Source organism: Streptomyces sp. NPDC021012, assembly GCF_044333355.1.
Taxonomy (GTDB): Bacteria; Actinomycetota; Actinomycetes; order Streptomycetales; family Streptomycetaceae; genus Streptomyces.
This window is the reverse complement of sequence record NZ_JBIRQU010000014.1, coordinates 103090-116004: the sequence shown is the minus strand read 5'-3', so window position 1 is coordinate 116004 and position 12915 is coordinate 103090. Positions and strand designations below refer to the sequence as shown.

General features: G+C 74.3%; 11 protein-coding genes. 1 reads left to right on the top strand and 10 read right to left on the bottom strand.

All coding sequences use genetic code 11. From position 1 onward, the window contains the following. The first annotated feature begins 67 nt into the window (after positions 1-67). A complete protein-coding gene (locus ACH4TP_RS33545; RefSeq protein ID WP_398440073.1) occupies positions 68-1639 on the top strand; it encodes an LLM class flavin-dependent oxidoreductase in 1572 nt (523 codons plus the stop codon). Positions 1640-1700: 61 nt separating this feature from the next. On the opposite strand, the gene ACH4TP_RS33540 is transcribed toward ACH4TP_RS33545, so the two are convergent. The 10 genes from ACH4TP_RS33540 to ACH4TP_RS33495 all read right to left on the bottom strand — a co-directional run bounded on the left by ACH4TP_RS33540 (position 1701) and on the right by ACH4TP_RS33495 (position 12913). Beyond that, positions 1701-2531: a sulfurtransferase gene (locus ACH4TP_RS33540; RefSeq protein WP_398440072.1), complete on the bottom strand. Its 831-nt coding sequence runs from the start codon at positions 2529-2531 to the stop codon at positions 1701-1703. Then, positions 2524-3573 (bottom strand): LLM class flavin-dependent oxidoreductase, encoded by a 1050-nt coding sequence (locus tag ACH4TP_RS33535; RefSeq protein ID WP_389226820.1) that lies wholly within the window; start codon positions 3571-3573, stop codon positions 2524-2526. The genes ACH4TP_RS33540 and ACH4TP_RS33535 overlap by 8 nt, the downstream gene beginning before the upstream one ends. Then, a complete protein-coding gene (locus tag ACH4TP_RS33530; protein WP_398440097.1) occupies positions 3558-5270 on the bottom strand; it encodes a dipeptide ABC transporter ATP-binding protein in 1713 nt (570 codons plus the stop codon). The genes ACH4TP_RS33535 and ACH4TP_RS33530 overlap by 16 nt, the downstream gene beginning before the upstream one ends. Before the next feature lie 5 nt (positions 5271-5275). Then, positions 5276-6148 (bottom strand): ABC transporter permease, encoded by an 873-nt coding sequence (locus tag ACH4TP_RS33525; protein ID WP_398440071.1) that lies wholly within the window; start codon positions 6146-6148, stop codon positions 5276-5278. Continuing rightward, a complete protein-coding gene (locus ACH4TP_RS33520; RefSeq protein ID WP_398440070.1) occupies positions 6145-7104 on the bottom strand; it encodes an ABC transporter permease in 960 nt (319 codons plus the stop codon). Before ACH4TP_RS33520 ends, ACH4TP_RS33525 begins: the two co-directional genes overlap by 4 nt. 12 nt (positions 7105-7116) lie before the next feature. Continuing rightward, the gene (locus ACH4TP_RS33515) at positions 7117-8721 is read right to left on the bottom strand and encodes an ABC transporter substrate-binding protein (protein WP_398440069.1); all 1605 of its coding nucleotides are present in this window, start codon (positions 8719-8721) and stop codon (positions 7117-7119) included. A 95-nt stretch (positions 8722-8816) separates the two neighbouring features. Next, entirely contained in the window at positions 8817-9731 is a 915-nt protein-coding gene (locus tag ACH4TP_RS33510) for an LLM class flavin-dependent oxidoreductase (protein ID WP_398440068.1), read from the bottom strand. Between the two features lie 61 nt (positions 9732-9792). Beyond that, complete coding sequence (locus ACH4TP_RS33505; protein ID WP_398440067.1) at positions 9793-10815, bottom strand: methyltransferase; 1023 nt, start codon at positions 10813-10815, stop codon at positions 9793-9795. Between the two features lie 158 nt (positions 10816-10973). Next, positions 10974-11426 (bottom strand): nuclear transport factor 2 family protein, encoded by a 453-nt coding sequence (locus tag ACH4TP_RS33500; protein WP_389226802.1) that lies wholly within the window; start codon positions 11424-11426, stop codon positions 10974-10976. Beyond that, complete coding sequence (locus tag ACH4TP_RS33495; RefSeq protein ID WP_398440066.1) at positions 11423-12913, bottom strand: FAD-dependent monooxygenase; 1491 nt, start codon at positions 12911-12913, stop codon at positions 11423-11425. Before ACH4TP_RS33495 ends, ACH4TP_RS33500 begins: the two co-directional genes overlap by 4 nt. Positions 12914-12915 lie beyond the last annotated feature (2 nt).

Genomic DNA, 12915 nt, shown 5'->3' with positions numbered 1-12915 from the left:
CCGGCGCGCGGGAGCCGCCGCCCCCTCACCCCCGACATCGCGCCCACGAGCAGGAGTTCACGAGCACATGCCTGACTACGGACACGACCTCCTCTTCGGCGCCGTCCTGGTGCCGAGTACGGAGCAAGCCGATGACGCGGTGGCGCTGGCCCGGATCGCCGACCTGGCGGGACTGGATCTGGTGAGCGTGCCGGACCACCCCTACCGGCCGGAACTGCTCGACGCGTGGATGGCGCTCGCGATGATCGCCGCGTCCACCGCCCGCGTACGGGTCTTCCCGAACGTCGCGAACCTCCCCCTGCGCCCGCCCGCCGTGCTGGCCCGCACCGCCGCCGGTCTGGACCTGCTCAGCGGGGGCCGGGTCGAACTGGGGCTGGGCGCCGGGGCGTACTGGGACGCCATCGCCGCCGACGGCGGACCGCGCCGCGACCCCGGCGAGGCGGTGCGGGCCACCCGCGAGGCCATCGACGTCATCCGGGCGCTGTGGAGCGGGGGCCGCCGGGTCAGCGTGCCCGGCGAGCACTACGCACTCGACGGCGCCGCCCCGGGACCCGCACCCGCGCACCCCATCGGAATCTGGGTCGGCGCCGTCGGCCCCCGCATGCTGGGGCTGACCGGCGCGACGGCGGACGGCTGGCTGCCCAGCGTCCCGCACGTCCCACCGGGCCGCCTCGCCGCGGGGCACCGGATCGTCGACGAGGCGGCGGTCGCCGCCGGCCGCGACCCCGTCGAGGTCCGCCGGCTGTACAACCTCTCACCGGGGCCGGGCGGCTTCCCGCGGGGCCCGCTCGACTCCTGGCCCGAACAACTCGCCGCGCTCGCCCTGGAACACGGCACCAGCGGCTTCCTGCTGCCCGCCCACCAGCCGGCCCTGATCCAGTCGTTCGCCGCGGAGGTGGCACCGGCGACACGGGAGCTGGTGGCGGCGGAACGCGGGCGCGCGGCGGGTGGTCGGGACGGTGCCGCCGGGCGTGCGGGGGTCGCCGGGGCCCCGGTTCCGGCCGCCTCCGCAGCCGCCGCCTCCGGGGACCCGCTGACCGTACGGCCCACCCCGCCCCCGAAGGCGTGGCGGTCCGCCGAGCGGTTGTGGGACGAGTCGACGCGGCCCGTCGGGCCTCCCGCCGACCGGGAGCGGCGCTATCCGCGCCGCGAGCAGGAACCGGCCCGGAACCTCGTCGCCGCGCACGACCAGCTCCGCTCCGACCTCGACCGGCTCTGCGAGCTGGTGCGGGAGGTGCTGGCCGACACCCTCGCCCCGGGGGACGCACGGTCGGAGATCCAGCGGCTGAGCCTGCGGCAGAACTCCTGGACGCTCGGCGCGTACTGCGCGTCGTACTGCCGGATCACCACCCTGCACCACACCCGGGAGGACGAGGACCTCTTCCCCTACCTGCGCCGCTCCGACCCCCGGCTCGGCGAGGTGCTGGACCGGCTGACCGAGGAGCACCACGCCATCCACGGGCTGATCGAGCGCCTGGACCGCGAGCTGGTCGCCTTCGTCGGCGAGGGCGGCGGCGAGAAGGAACGGGAGGCGTTACGGGCGGTGGTGGACCTGCTCGCGGACGCGCTCCTGTCGCATCTCGCGTACGAGGAGAAGGAGTTGATCGAGCCGATGGCGAGGTTCGGTACGGGCTGGTGAGCGCCGCTCCCGTCCCGGCCGGCGGTGACCGGCGTCCCCCGGCGCCGGTCACCGCTCGGCCCTATCCGGGCTCCGCGCCCGTCGCCACCGGCCGGGACGGGTCCGCCGACCAGGCGGACCAGGAGCCCGGGTAGAGGGCCGCGCCGGTGATGCCGGCGTGTTCGAGGGCGAGGAGGTCGTGGCAGGCGGTGACCCCGCTGCCGCAGTAGACGACCACGTCGGCGCCCTCTTCGACCCCCAGGGCCCGGTAACGCTCCCGGAGCCGGGCGGGCGTCAGGAAGGTGCCGTCGGGCTCGAGGTTCGCGCTCCAGGGGGCGCTGCGGGCGCCGGGTACGTGGCCGGAACGGACGTCCGTCGGGAGGACGTGCGCGCCGGAGTACCGGTCGGCGGCACGGGCGTCGAGGACGATCGCCCCGCCCGCCGCGACCTGGTCGGCGCTCCGCAGTGCCGCCTCGGGCCACTTGACCGGGGTCAGACGCGCCTCGGGGAGTACGACGGCGCCGGTCTCGGTCTCGCCGGGCCAGCCGGTGAGCCCGCCGTCGAGCAGGGCGGCGGGCCGTCCGGTGCGGCGCAGCAGCCACACCAACCGGGCGGCATACGGCCCGCCGTCGGCGTCGTACGCCACCACGGGCGTGCCGTCCCCGATGCCCAGCGCGCCCAACGCCTTTGCGAACTCGGCCGGTTCGGGAAGGGGGTGGCGTCCTCCGGTCTCGTCGGGCGGGGCGGACAGGACCGTGTCGACATCGACCCAGACCGCGCCGGGCAGATGGCCGGCGAGGTAGGCCTCGTAGCCGCTGCGGCCGTCCAGGAACCAGCGGACGTCGGCGAGGACGAGGGTGTCGCGGTGGGCGCGCACCCACCCGGCGTCGACCACGGGCGGCAGCTCAGGCACCGGTCACCGCCCGGGTCCCGAGGCCGGCGACCTGGGGAAGGACCTCGGCGGCGGTCAGTTCGGTGGCCGCCTGGACCTCCGCGTACGGGATGCCGCCGACGTCGATGGCGAGGAGGTGCAGGTCATGGCCCCACAGCTCGTGCAGACGGCCCAGTTTGTCGACGACCTCGGCGGGGCTGCCGCAGATCGCGGGCCCCTTGTCGCCGATGTACGTGTCGAAGTCCGGCGGGGTCGTGAAGTGCGTGGTGCCGGGCTTCCGCACGGTCAGGTAGTTGTTCATGTAGGAGGCCCACAGGGAACGCGCCCGCTGGGACGACCCGGCGACGAAGACGTGGCTGGCGGCGCCGAGCCTGCCGGGCGGGCCGGGGCGTCCGCTCTCCTGCCACAGGGTGCGGTACGCGTCGAAGACCGGTACGAACGTGCCGGGTTCACGCGCGGTGGTCCCCACGACCAGCGGCAGCCCGTGGTCCACCGCGAGCCGCACGGACTCCGACCCGACACCGCCGCTGATCCACAGCGGCGGCTTCTCCTGCAGCGGCCTCGGCTGCACGGTGACCCCGGCCAGCGGCGGCCTGAACTCGCCCTGCCAGGTGACCCGTTCCTCGGTCCACAGCCGGATCAGCAGCTCCGTGTTCTCCCGCTTGCGCGCCGCCTTCGACTCGGGGGACTGGCCGAACACCGCGTACGGCTCGGGGAAGAAGGAGCCGCCCGCGATGAGTTCGAGACGGCCGCCGGACAGCAGGTCGACCAGCGCGTAGTCCTCGGCGACGAGTACGGGGTCGCGGTTGGCGACGAGCGTGGTCCCCGTCGCCAGCCTGATCGTCGACGTGTGCTCCGCGAGCGCGGCCAGTACCAGCGCGGGCGAGGAGATGACGTCCCGCTCCCCGAAGTGGTGCTCACCGACGGCGTACCAGGCGAACCCGGCGTCCTCCGCCGCCGCCCCCGCGCGCACCACGTCCCGCAGCCGCTGGCTCTGGGTGAGCGACGTACCGGTGAGCGGATCGGGCAGAAGGCTGCCGAACGTGATCAGTCCCAGCTGCATGGAATGTCCTCCGTCCCACTGCGGCCCGGCACGGCGGCCAGCAGCTCTCTGGTGTAGGGGTGTCGCGGCGCCTTCAGCAGTTCCGCCGTAGGCCCGCTCTCCACGATCCGGCCGTCGCGCATGACCGCGATCCGGTCGCTGATCTGCGCGACGACGGCCAGGTCGTGGGAGATGAACAGATAACTCAGCCCGTGCCGCTCCTGGAGCCCGACGAGCAGCTCCAGGATCCGGGCCTGGACGGTGACGTCGAGCGCGGACACCGGCTCGTCGCACACCAGCACTTCCGGACCGAGCGCCAGCGCCCGCGCGATGGCGACCCGTTGCCGCTGCCCTCCGGACAGCTCGGCCGCCTTGCGCCGCTCCACGCCGACCGGCAGCGCCACGTCGTCGAGCAGCCGCCGCACCTTTCCGGCCCACTCCGCCCTGTCCCCGATCCCGTGGTTCCGCAACGGCTCGGTCAGCAGCTCACCGACGGTGAAGCGGGGGTTCAGCGAGGCGTACGGATTCTGGTAGACGAGCTGGACACGGCGGTGGAGGGCCCGCCGCGCGGCTCCCCGCACGGTGGTGACGTCGACCCCGTCGAGGAGCACCGTCCCGCCGTCGACCCGTTCGAGCCCGAGGATCATCCGCGCGGTCGTCGACTTCCCCGAACCGGACTCCCCCACCACCCCGAGGGTCTCCCCCCTGCCCAGCTCGAACCCGACCCCGTCGACGGCGGTGCGGGTACGGCGCCTCGACAGCACCGGCCCCCGGACGGGGAAGGCCCGGGTGAGACCGGTGACGCTCAACAGGGGGGCCGGTGCGGCGGGTTCGCCGGGCACGTCCGCCGAGCCGGATCGGGCGCGCGGAGGGCGGGCCCGGAGGGTCGGCGCGTCCGCCAGCAGCTTGCGCGTGTACGGGTGCCGGGGATCCGCGAGGACCCGCCCGGCAGGCCCCGCCTCCACCACCCGCCCCTGCGACATCACCACCACGTGCCGCGCCCGGTCGGCGACCACCGCGAGGTCGTGGGTGACCAGGAGCATGGCGGTGCCGGTGGTGGTGACGACCTCCTGGAGGTGGTCGAGGAGCCGGCGCTGGACCGTGACGTCGAGGGCCGAGGTGGGCTCGTCGGCGATGAGGAGGCGGGGGCGGGCGGCGGTGGCGACGGCGATGAGCACGCGCTGGCGCATGCCGCCGGAGAGTTCGTGGGGGTACTGGCGGGCGCGTTGCGCCGGGTCGGGCAGTCCGGCCTCGGCGAGGAGGTCGACGGCCCGGGCGGGGGCGTCCCGGCGGGTGGCCAGGCCGTGCACCCGGAGCACCTCGGCGACCTGCGCGCCGACCGGCTTGACCGGGTCGAGGCTGACGCCGGGGTCCTGCGGGATCAGCCCGACGCGCCGCCCCCGCACCTCCCGCCACTCCCGCTCCCCGAGCCCGGTCAGCTCCTCGCCCTGGAGCCGTACGGAACCGCCCAGCACCACGCCCCCGGCCGGCAGCAGCCCGACCAGCGCGTGTACCCCGCTGCTCTTCCCCGATCCGGACTCCCCCACCACAGCGGTGATCTCCCCGGCCTCCGCCCTCAGGTCGAGCCCGTCCACGGCGATACGGGTACCGCTCGCGGTGCGGTACCCGATCCGCAGCCCCCGCACCTCCAGCAGCGGCTCCCCGGGCGGCACCGTCGCGCGGGCGCCCGGAGCTTCCGTCGGATCGTGATCACGCACCGGACTCACCGATGCCCTCCTTCCGCTTCGAGCACCCGTGACAGCCGGTTCGCCGCGAGGACGACGACCGTGACCGTGAGACCGGGCAGTGTGGTGAGCCACCAGGCCGTCGCGAGGAAGTTGCGGCCGTCGGCGACGAGGGAGCCCCATTCGGGGGCCGGCGGGGGTTCGCCGTAGCCGAGGAAGCCCAGGCTGGAGACGGCGAGGACGACGAGGGCGAAGTCGAGGGCGGCCAGGGCCAGGACGGGGCCGACGGCGGACGGGAGGATGTAGCGGGGGAGGACGCGCCACCATCGCGCGCCGCAGAGGATCGCGGCCTCGACGTACGGCGCTGCCCGTACGCGCAGCACTTCCGCCCGCATGACGCGGGTGAACGCGGCGACGCTGGTCGCCCCGATGGCGACGGCGATCTGGCCGGTGCCCACGCCGAGCGCGGTGACGAGGGTCAGGGAGAGCAGGAGCGGCGGGACGGACATCGTGACCTCGACGGCCCGCATGATGACCGCGTCCGCCCAGCGGCCGAAGAATCCGGCGACGAGCCCGAGGACCACTCCGCCGCCCAGGGCGATGAGGACGGCCAGGGCGGTGGCGCGGAGCGACAGGGCCGCTCCGTGCACCACCCGGGCGTAGACGTCGCGGCCCAACTGGTCCGTTCCGAAGAGGTGCTGGGCGCTCGGCGGTCGGAAGCGGTCCGCCGGTACGCCGGTGAGCGGGCTGCGGGAGGTGAACCAGTCCGGGACGAGGGCCCAGCCGAGGACCAGCGCGAGGACGAGGACGGAGAGCGCGACGCCGGGCGAGCGGAGGGGGGCCGGCAGCACGCGGCGAGGCCGCGCCGGCTCCTGGACCGGTTCGACGGGCGATCGGGTCGGCGTCGTCATGCGGTCACCAGCCGTCCCGTGGCGCGGATGCGGGGGTCGAGCACCGGGTACGACAGGTCGATCAGCAGGTTGACCACCGCGAAGGCCAGGGCGGCGACCACCACCACCCCCTGGACGACCGGCAGGTCCTGCGCGGAGACGGCGGCCTGGGTGACGCGGCCCATGCCGGGCCGCGAGAAGACCGTCTCGACGACGACCGCGCCGCCGATCAGCGAGCCGACGAGCATCCCGGCGACGGTCGCGGCCGGGATGGCCGCGTTGCGCAGCCCGTGGCCGAAGAGGAGCCGGGCCCGGCCGGCGCCGGTGGCGCGGACGGTGTCGGCGTACGGCTCCTGGAGGGTCGCGTGGAGGGACTTGCCGAGGACCTGGGCGACGAGTGCGGCTCCCGGGATCGCCATGGTGCAGGCGGGCAGGACCACGCTGTCGAAGCCGCTGTCGCCGAGGGAGGGGAAGAGGCGCCACCGGAAGGAGAGGAACTGGATCAGGACGAGCCCCACCCAGAAGGAGGGCAGGGACACCGCGAACGACGGGATCGAGCGCAGGAGTTGGCGCAGGAGGGGGCTCGCGGTGAGGTTCGCGGCGACTCCGAGCAGTGTGCCCAGGGTCAGCGCGAGCAGCAGGGCGAGGGTGCCGACCTGGAGGGTCGGCGGGATCGCGTCGGCGATCATGCGGGAGACCGGCTGCCCGGTCCGGAGGGACGCGCCGAGGTCGCCGTGGAGCGCGTCGGCGAGCGCGGAGCCGTACTGGGCGAGCAGCGGCCGGTCGAAGCCGAGCTCCGCGCGTGCCTGGGCGATCTGCTGCGGTGTCAGTTCGGCGAAGCCGCCGCGTCCGCTGAGCATGAGCGCGACCGGGTCGCCGGGCAGCAGCCGCAGCGCGCCGAAGGTGAGGGTGAAGGCGGCCCAGACGACGAACACCGCGCGCAGTGTCCGGGTGGCCGCGTACCGGGCCGTGTGCACAGTCGGCCTCCCTCAGCCCAGCCAGGTGTCGTACAGGTCGAACCGGTTGGAGGCGTCGAGCGTGAAGCCCTTGACCTTGTCGGAGACGCCGTGGACCTGGGCGCCCTCGTACAGCGGGACGGTGTCGGCGTGGTCGAGGATCCAGCGGACCGCGTGGGACACGGCGGTCTGGCGGGTCTTCGCGTCGGTCGCCGCGGCCTGCTGCTCCAGGTAGGTGTCGAGTTCGCTCGGCGGCAGGTGCCAGAGGTTGGCGCTCCTGGTGTAGAAGAGGGTGCGCAGGACGTCCGGGTCGGCGCGGGTGACACCGACGGCGGTGAGGTCGAAGTCGCCCTTCTGCTGCCGCTCGACGTAGATGGCGGGGGTGACGGCCCGCAGCTTCAGGTCGACACCGATCTTCCGGAGCTGCTGCTGCACGGCCTCGTTCGCGGGCGGCATCGGCGCGGGGATCAGCCAGGTGAGGGCGAGCGGCTTGCCGTCCTTCTCGCGTATTCCGTCCTTCCCCTTCTTCCAGCCCGCGCTGTCCAGCAGGGATTCGGCGCCCCGCGGGTCGTAGCGGAGCCGGTCGGAGAAGTCCTCGTAGTAGGGGGTCGTCGAGGACAGCACGCTCGTGGCCGGCTTGTACGAGTCGCTGAACACGGAGGCGACGAGCCCCTGCCGGTCGATGCCCTTGAGGAGTGCCTGGCGGACCTTCCGGTCGGCGAGGATCCCCCGGTGGTTGAGGGAGAGCGGCGGTACGAGTCCGGGTCCCGGCGCCGACAGGACGCGGAAGCCGTTGCCCTTGAACCCGGCCTCGTCCGTGGGCTGGAGGGCCTTGGCGATGTCGACCTGGCCGGAGGAGAGGGCGCCGGTGCGGGCGCCGGACTCCGGGATGAACGTGAACTTCACCTCGGCGAGGCGGGCGGCGCCCTTGTGCGTGGCGAGGGACGAGGGCCAGGCGTAGTCCGCCCGCTTCTTCAGTACGGCTTCCTGGTTGGTGGTGTAGTGGTCCAGGACGTACGGGCCCGAGCCGATGAACCTGCCCCGGCAGCGGTCGGCCGCCGGGGCCTTGAACGACGCGGGTGACAGGATTCCCAGGCCGACGGTCGAAGTGGCCTGGAGGAACTGGGCGTTGGATCTGGCGAACGTGACGGTGAGGGTGTGCGCGTCGGTGACGGTCGTGCCCCGGTAGCCGATCAGATAGCCGGGGGCGCCGTTCGCGGGCAGCTTCACCAGGTTGTCGAACGTGGCCTTCACCGCCGCCGCGTCGACGGGCGTGCCGTCGCTGAAGGTGACGCCGTCGCGCAGCACGAACGTGAACGCGCTGCCGTCCGCGCTGGTCGTGAACGACTTCGCCAGCCACGGCACGATCCTGCCGGACTTCGGGTCCTGGGCGGTGAGCGAGTCGACCACGGACCGGGTGATGTCGATGGCGCTGATCTGCCCCGTCTGCTGCGGGTCCAGGCACCCCGGGTCCGCCTCGGCCCCGACCAGCAGCGTCCCTCCGTCGCGCGGCGCCCCGCCCCCCGTACCGCCCGGGTCGGTGCCCCCGCCCGAACACGCGGCGACGGGCAGGACGACCGCGAGCAGCGCGCCCGCGGGACGAAGCCGACGGCGTGAGCGGGTGGTTCTGGTGGGCATCTCAGGGCCTTTCTCACAGTGACTCGGGTCTCGAAGGGATTCGGTGGACTCGGGGAACTCGGGGAGGGACGGCGAGGGGGGCGTGTTCTCGTGGGTCAGCCCTTGGCGACCGCCTCGCGGACGGCCGGCACGATCTCCTCGGCCCACCGCCCGAGGCCGACCTGCCCCGAGGGGTCGCCGGACGCGAAGTACACGAACCCGGACGCGCCGTGTTCGAGGACGGCCCCGGTCAGTTCGGTGATCCACTGGCCGACGGACCCGCCCAGCCACCGCCCGGACGGGTCGCGCGGGGTGTTGACGGGGGCGTCGGTGATGCGGGCCGGAAGGTTGAAGACGGTCGCGATGTCCGCGGGGTCGCGGCCGGCGGCGCGCGCGGCCTCCTCGACCAGCGGCCGTGAGCTGCGGTACCGCTCGCTGAGCCAGTCCGACGCGTTGCCGGGGATCCAGCCGTCGGCCGAACGCCCGGTGACCGCGAGGGACTTGGGGCCCACGGACCCCGTCCAGACCAACGGCGGCGGCACCGGTGCCGGGTCGAGCCCGACGACCCGGGTGAACTCGCCGTCCAGGGTGACCGGGGCCGGGCCGCCGGACAGCGCCCGCACCAGGCCGATGGCCTCCTCCAGGGCGCGCACGGCGGCGGCCGGGTCGAGCCGGGTGACGCCGAAGCGGGCGATGTCGTCCCAGTAGCCGCCCGCTCCGATGCCGAGGACGACCCGGCCCCCGGAGAGCGCGGACAGCGTCGACAGCGTGCGGGCCAGCAGCGGCACCGGGCGGGTCGGCAGGTTGGTGACGGTCGTGACGCCGGTGATGGTCCGCGTCCGGCCGAGGAGCAGCCCGAGCGCGCTGTACGCCTCCAGCCGATCGCCGTAGTACGGGTGGTCGGACAGGGCGAAGAAGTCGAGCCCCGCCCGATCGGCGTACTCGACCCGGCGTACGACCTCCGGAGCGTCGCCGACGGCGACCCCCGGCCCGATCCCGAACCACAGTTTGCGTGCGAACCGTTCTGTCATCTGCTTCTTTCCTCGGTACCGGTCTCATGGGGCGTCTTTTTTGGGGGGCGTACTCCCCGCGTCAGACCCGTACGGCCTCGACCACGCTGCAGTGCCCGCCCGGCACGATCCGCGTCAGTTCGAACCCCGAGTCCGCCAGCAGGGCCCCGAACTCGCCGGCCGTACGCTGCCGTCCTCCGGCGACGACCAGCATGTCGAGGTCCATCAGGGAGACCGTCGGCGACGGCCGCGGCCGGTCGGGCACCACGGCCTCGACCAGCAGCACGTGCCCCCCGTCGGCCAGCGCGGCACGCGCGTTGGTCAGGATGCGCCGGGACTGCTCGTCGTCCCAGTCGTGGATGACGTTGGAGAGGATCACGGCGTCACCGCCGCCCGGCACGGACTCGAAGAAGTCCCCGGCGACCAGCTCCACCCGGTCGGCCACCCCGGCGTCCCGCAGCGGCTGCCCGGCCGAGGCGATGACCTCGGGCCGGTCGTACAGGATCCCGCGCGTCCCGGGCGCGGAGGCGAGGACGGCGGCCAGCAGGGCGCCCCGTCCGCCGCCCGCGTCGACGATCGTCGGGAACCGTCCGAAGTCGTACGCGGCGACGACCGGCGCGATGATCTGCCGGGACGCCTCGGTCATGGCCCGGTCGAAGACGCCCAGCACGTCGGGGTGGTCGTGCAGGTACTCCCAGACGGACTTGCCGAGCACCTCGGGGAAGGCGGTGTGCCCGGTGCGTACGGCGTCGGCGAGACCGGCCCAGGCGTGCCGTTCGGCGGGCAGCCCGGTCCAGATCGCGAAGTTGCGCAGGCTGACCGGGCTGTCGGAGCGCAACGCGTCGCCCAGCGCGGTCAGTTCGAAGACCTGTCCGTCGTGTTCAACGAACAGGCCGATGTCGGCGCCGGCCCGCAGCAGCCGGTGGAGACTGGGCGCGTGCGTGTCGGTCGCCTCGGCGATCTCGGCGAGCGGCCGGGGGCCTTCGGCCAGTGCGTCGGCGACGCCGAGTTCGGCGGTCGCGCTGACCGCCTGGGCGAGCCATCCTGCGGTGACGAGCTGCAACACCTGGGCGTGCAGGGGCAGTTCGCTTTTCTCGGGGGGCATGGCGGAGCTTCCTCCTTGGCGGCGGGATCGGCCGGCGGGGTCCGACCGGGAGAAACCGACAGGCCCGTCTGGAGTGTGTCCGGGGCCGGTCGGGCCGTACAAGCCGCGCCGACGTCAGGTCTTCGCGCGGTACGTCAGATCTCTGCAAAGTCGCCGGGTCAGTGCCCCGGCGCGCCCTGCGGGCCCTGCCCTTCGTGCCACACCAGGTCGAAGACGAACCGGTCGATGCGCCAGCCGTCGGCGGTCCGCACCGCACCGGCCTCGTAGTGCCCGCCGATGGTGAAGTGGACGCCGGGCTCGGCGGCCTCGCGGACGTGCACGGCGGTCAGGTGCGCGCGGATCGTGGCCCGGTCTCCGTCGACGTCGATGGAGTAGTTGGTCGCGGTGTGGTGGGTGCGCTCGAAGGTCGTGCGGGCCAGCTCCTGGAACTCGGCGAGTCCCGCGGTCCCCTTGTACTCGCCCATGGGGAGGGTGAGGTGCGCGTCGTCGGTGAAGACCTCGCCGAACCAGTCGTCACGGTGCCGGTCGCGGTCGAGGTGGGTGACGTAGCGGTCGGCGAGGGCGGTGAGGTCGGCCCTGTCCCTCAGGTCGGCGAGGGTCGTGTCGCTCATGCCGGTACTGCCTTTCGGTCGGTGACGGGTCCGAACCAGCGGTGCAGGGCCTCGGTGAGCCCCTCGCCGCCGGGCGCGGCGGACGCCCACGCGGCGTGCCCGTCGGGGCGGATCAACAGGGCGTGCAGGCCGTCCAGTTGGTCGTGCGGGTCGTCGGCCGGCTTGGCGGTCGTGACGGTCACCCGGTCGTGCCAGGGGGCGGCGGCCGCGCGGAGCTCCGGGTCGTCGGCGAGGTCGAGGAGGACGCCGCGCGCGGGGTGCAGGAGCTGGGCGGTGCTGGTCTCCCCGGCGGGCCCGACCAGGGCGCGGGGGGCGACGCGCCCGCCGGTCAGCGGGTGGCCGCCGCCGAGGTCGTACCGGACGTCGATGCCGCTCACCGCGCCGGCGAGATGGCGTTTGACGTCGTCGTACGCGATGAGTTCGGCGAACAGGGCCCGCAGCGGGTCGGACTCCCGGCCGCCGAGGAAGACCGTGCCCTGGGCCCGGGTGTTCAGCAGCAGGCGGGCGCCGACCGGGTGGCGTTCGGCGTGGTAGGTGTCGAGGAGGTCGGGGTGGGCGCGGCCGGTGACCTCGGCGGCGAGCTTCCAGCCCAGGTTGACGGCGTCCAGGATGCCGGTGCTCATCCCCTGGCCGCCGGCCGGGAGGTGGATGTGGGCGGCGTCCCCGGCGAGCAGGACCCGGCCCGCGCGGTAGGCGGCCGCCTGCCGGGTGGCGTCGGTGAAGGAGCTGACCCACTCGGTGTCGGCGTCGGCGATGTCCTCGCCGGTGAGCCGCCGCCAGGCGTCCGCGACCTCGGCGAACGCGACGGGCTCCGCGTCCTCGCGGGGCGGGGCGCCGTCCGGGCAGACGATGATGCGGTCGACCTCGTCGGTCAGGGGCGCCGCCATCACCATGCCGTGTTCCAGGCGCTCGCCGAGCGGCCGGGGCCGCAGCTTGCGGCCCACCACGTCCGCGAGGTACATGACGCGGGCGGCCGGGGTGCCGGGGAAGCCGATCCCGGCGGCCTCGCGCACGGGGCTCTGCCCGCCGTCGGCGCCCACGAGGTAGGCGGCGCGCAGCCGTCGCGGCCCTTCGGGGGTGCGGACGGTGATCTCCACCGCCGAGTCGCCGGCGTCGAGACCGGTGAACTCCCACCCCCGGTGGACGACCGCGCCGAGTTCGACCGCCCACTCCTCCAGCACCGCCTCGGTGCGCGACTGCGGTATCCCCCGGGCCCCGAAGTGGGCGCCCGGCAGGACGGTGTAGTCGAACCGTGCCCCGCCGAAGTGGCCGACCGGGCTGGTCTCCGGCGTTCCGAAGCGCGGCAGCAGTCCCCGCTGGTCGAAGGCCTCCATGGCGCGGGCGGTGAACCCCAGCCCCCGGGACTGTCCGGTGGGCTCGGCCAGCCGCTCCACCACCGTCACGCGCGCGCCGCCCAGGCGCAGTTCACCGGCGAGCGTCAGCCCGGTCGGCCCCGCGCCGACGACGATGACGTCGGTGTCGGCCATGC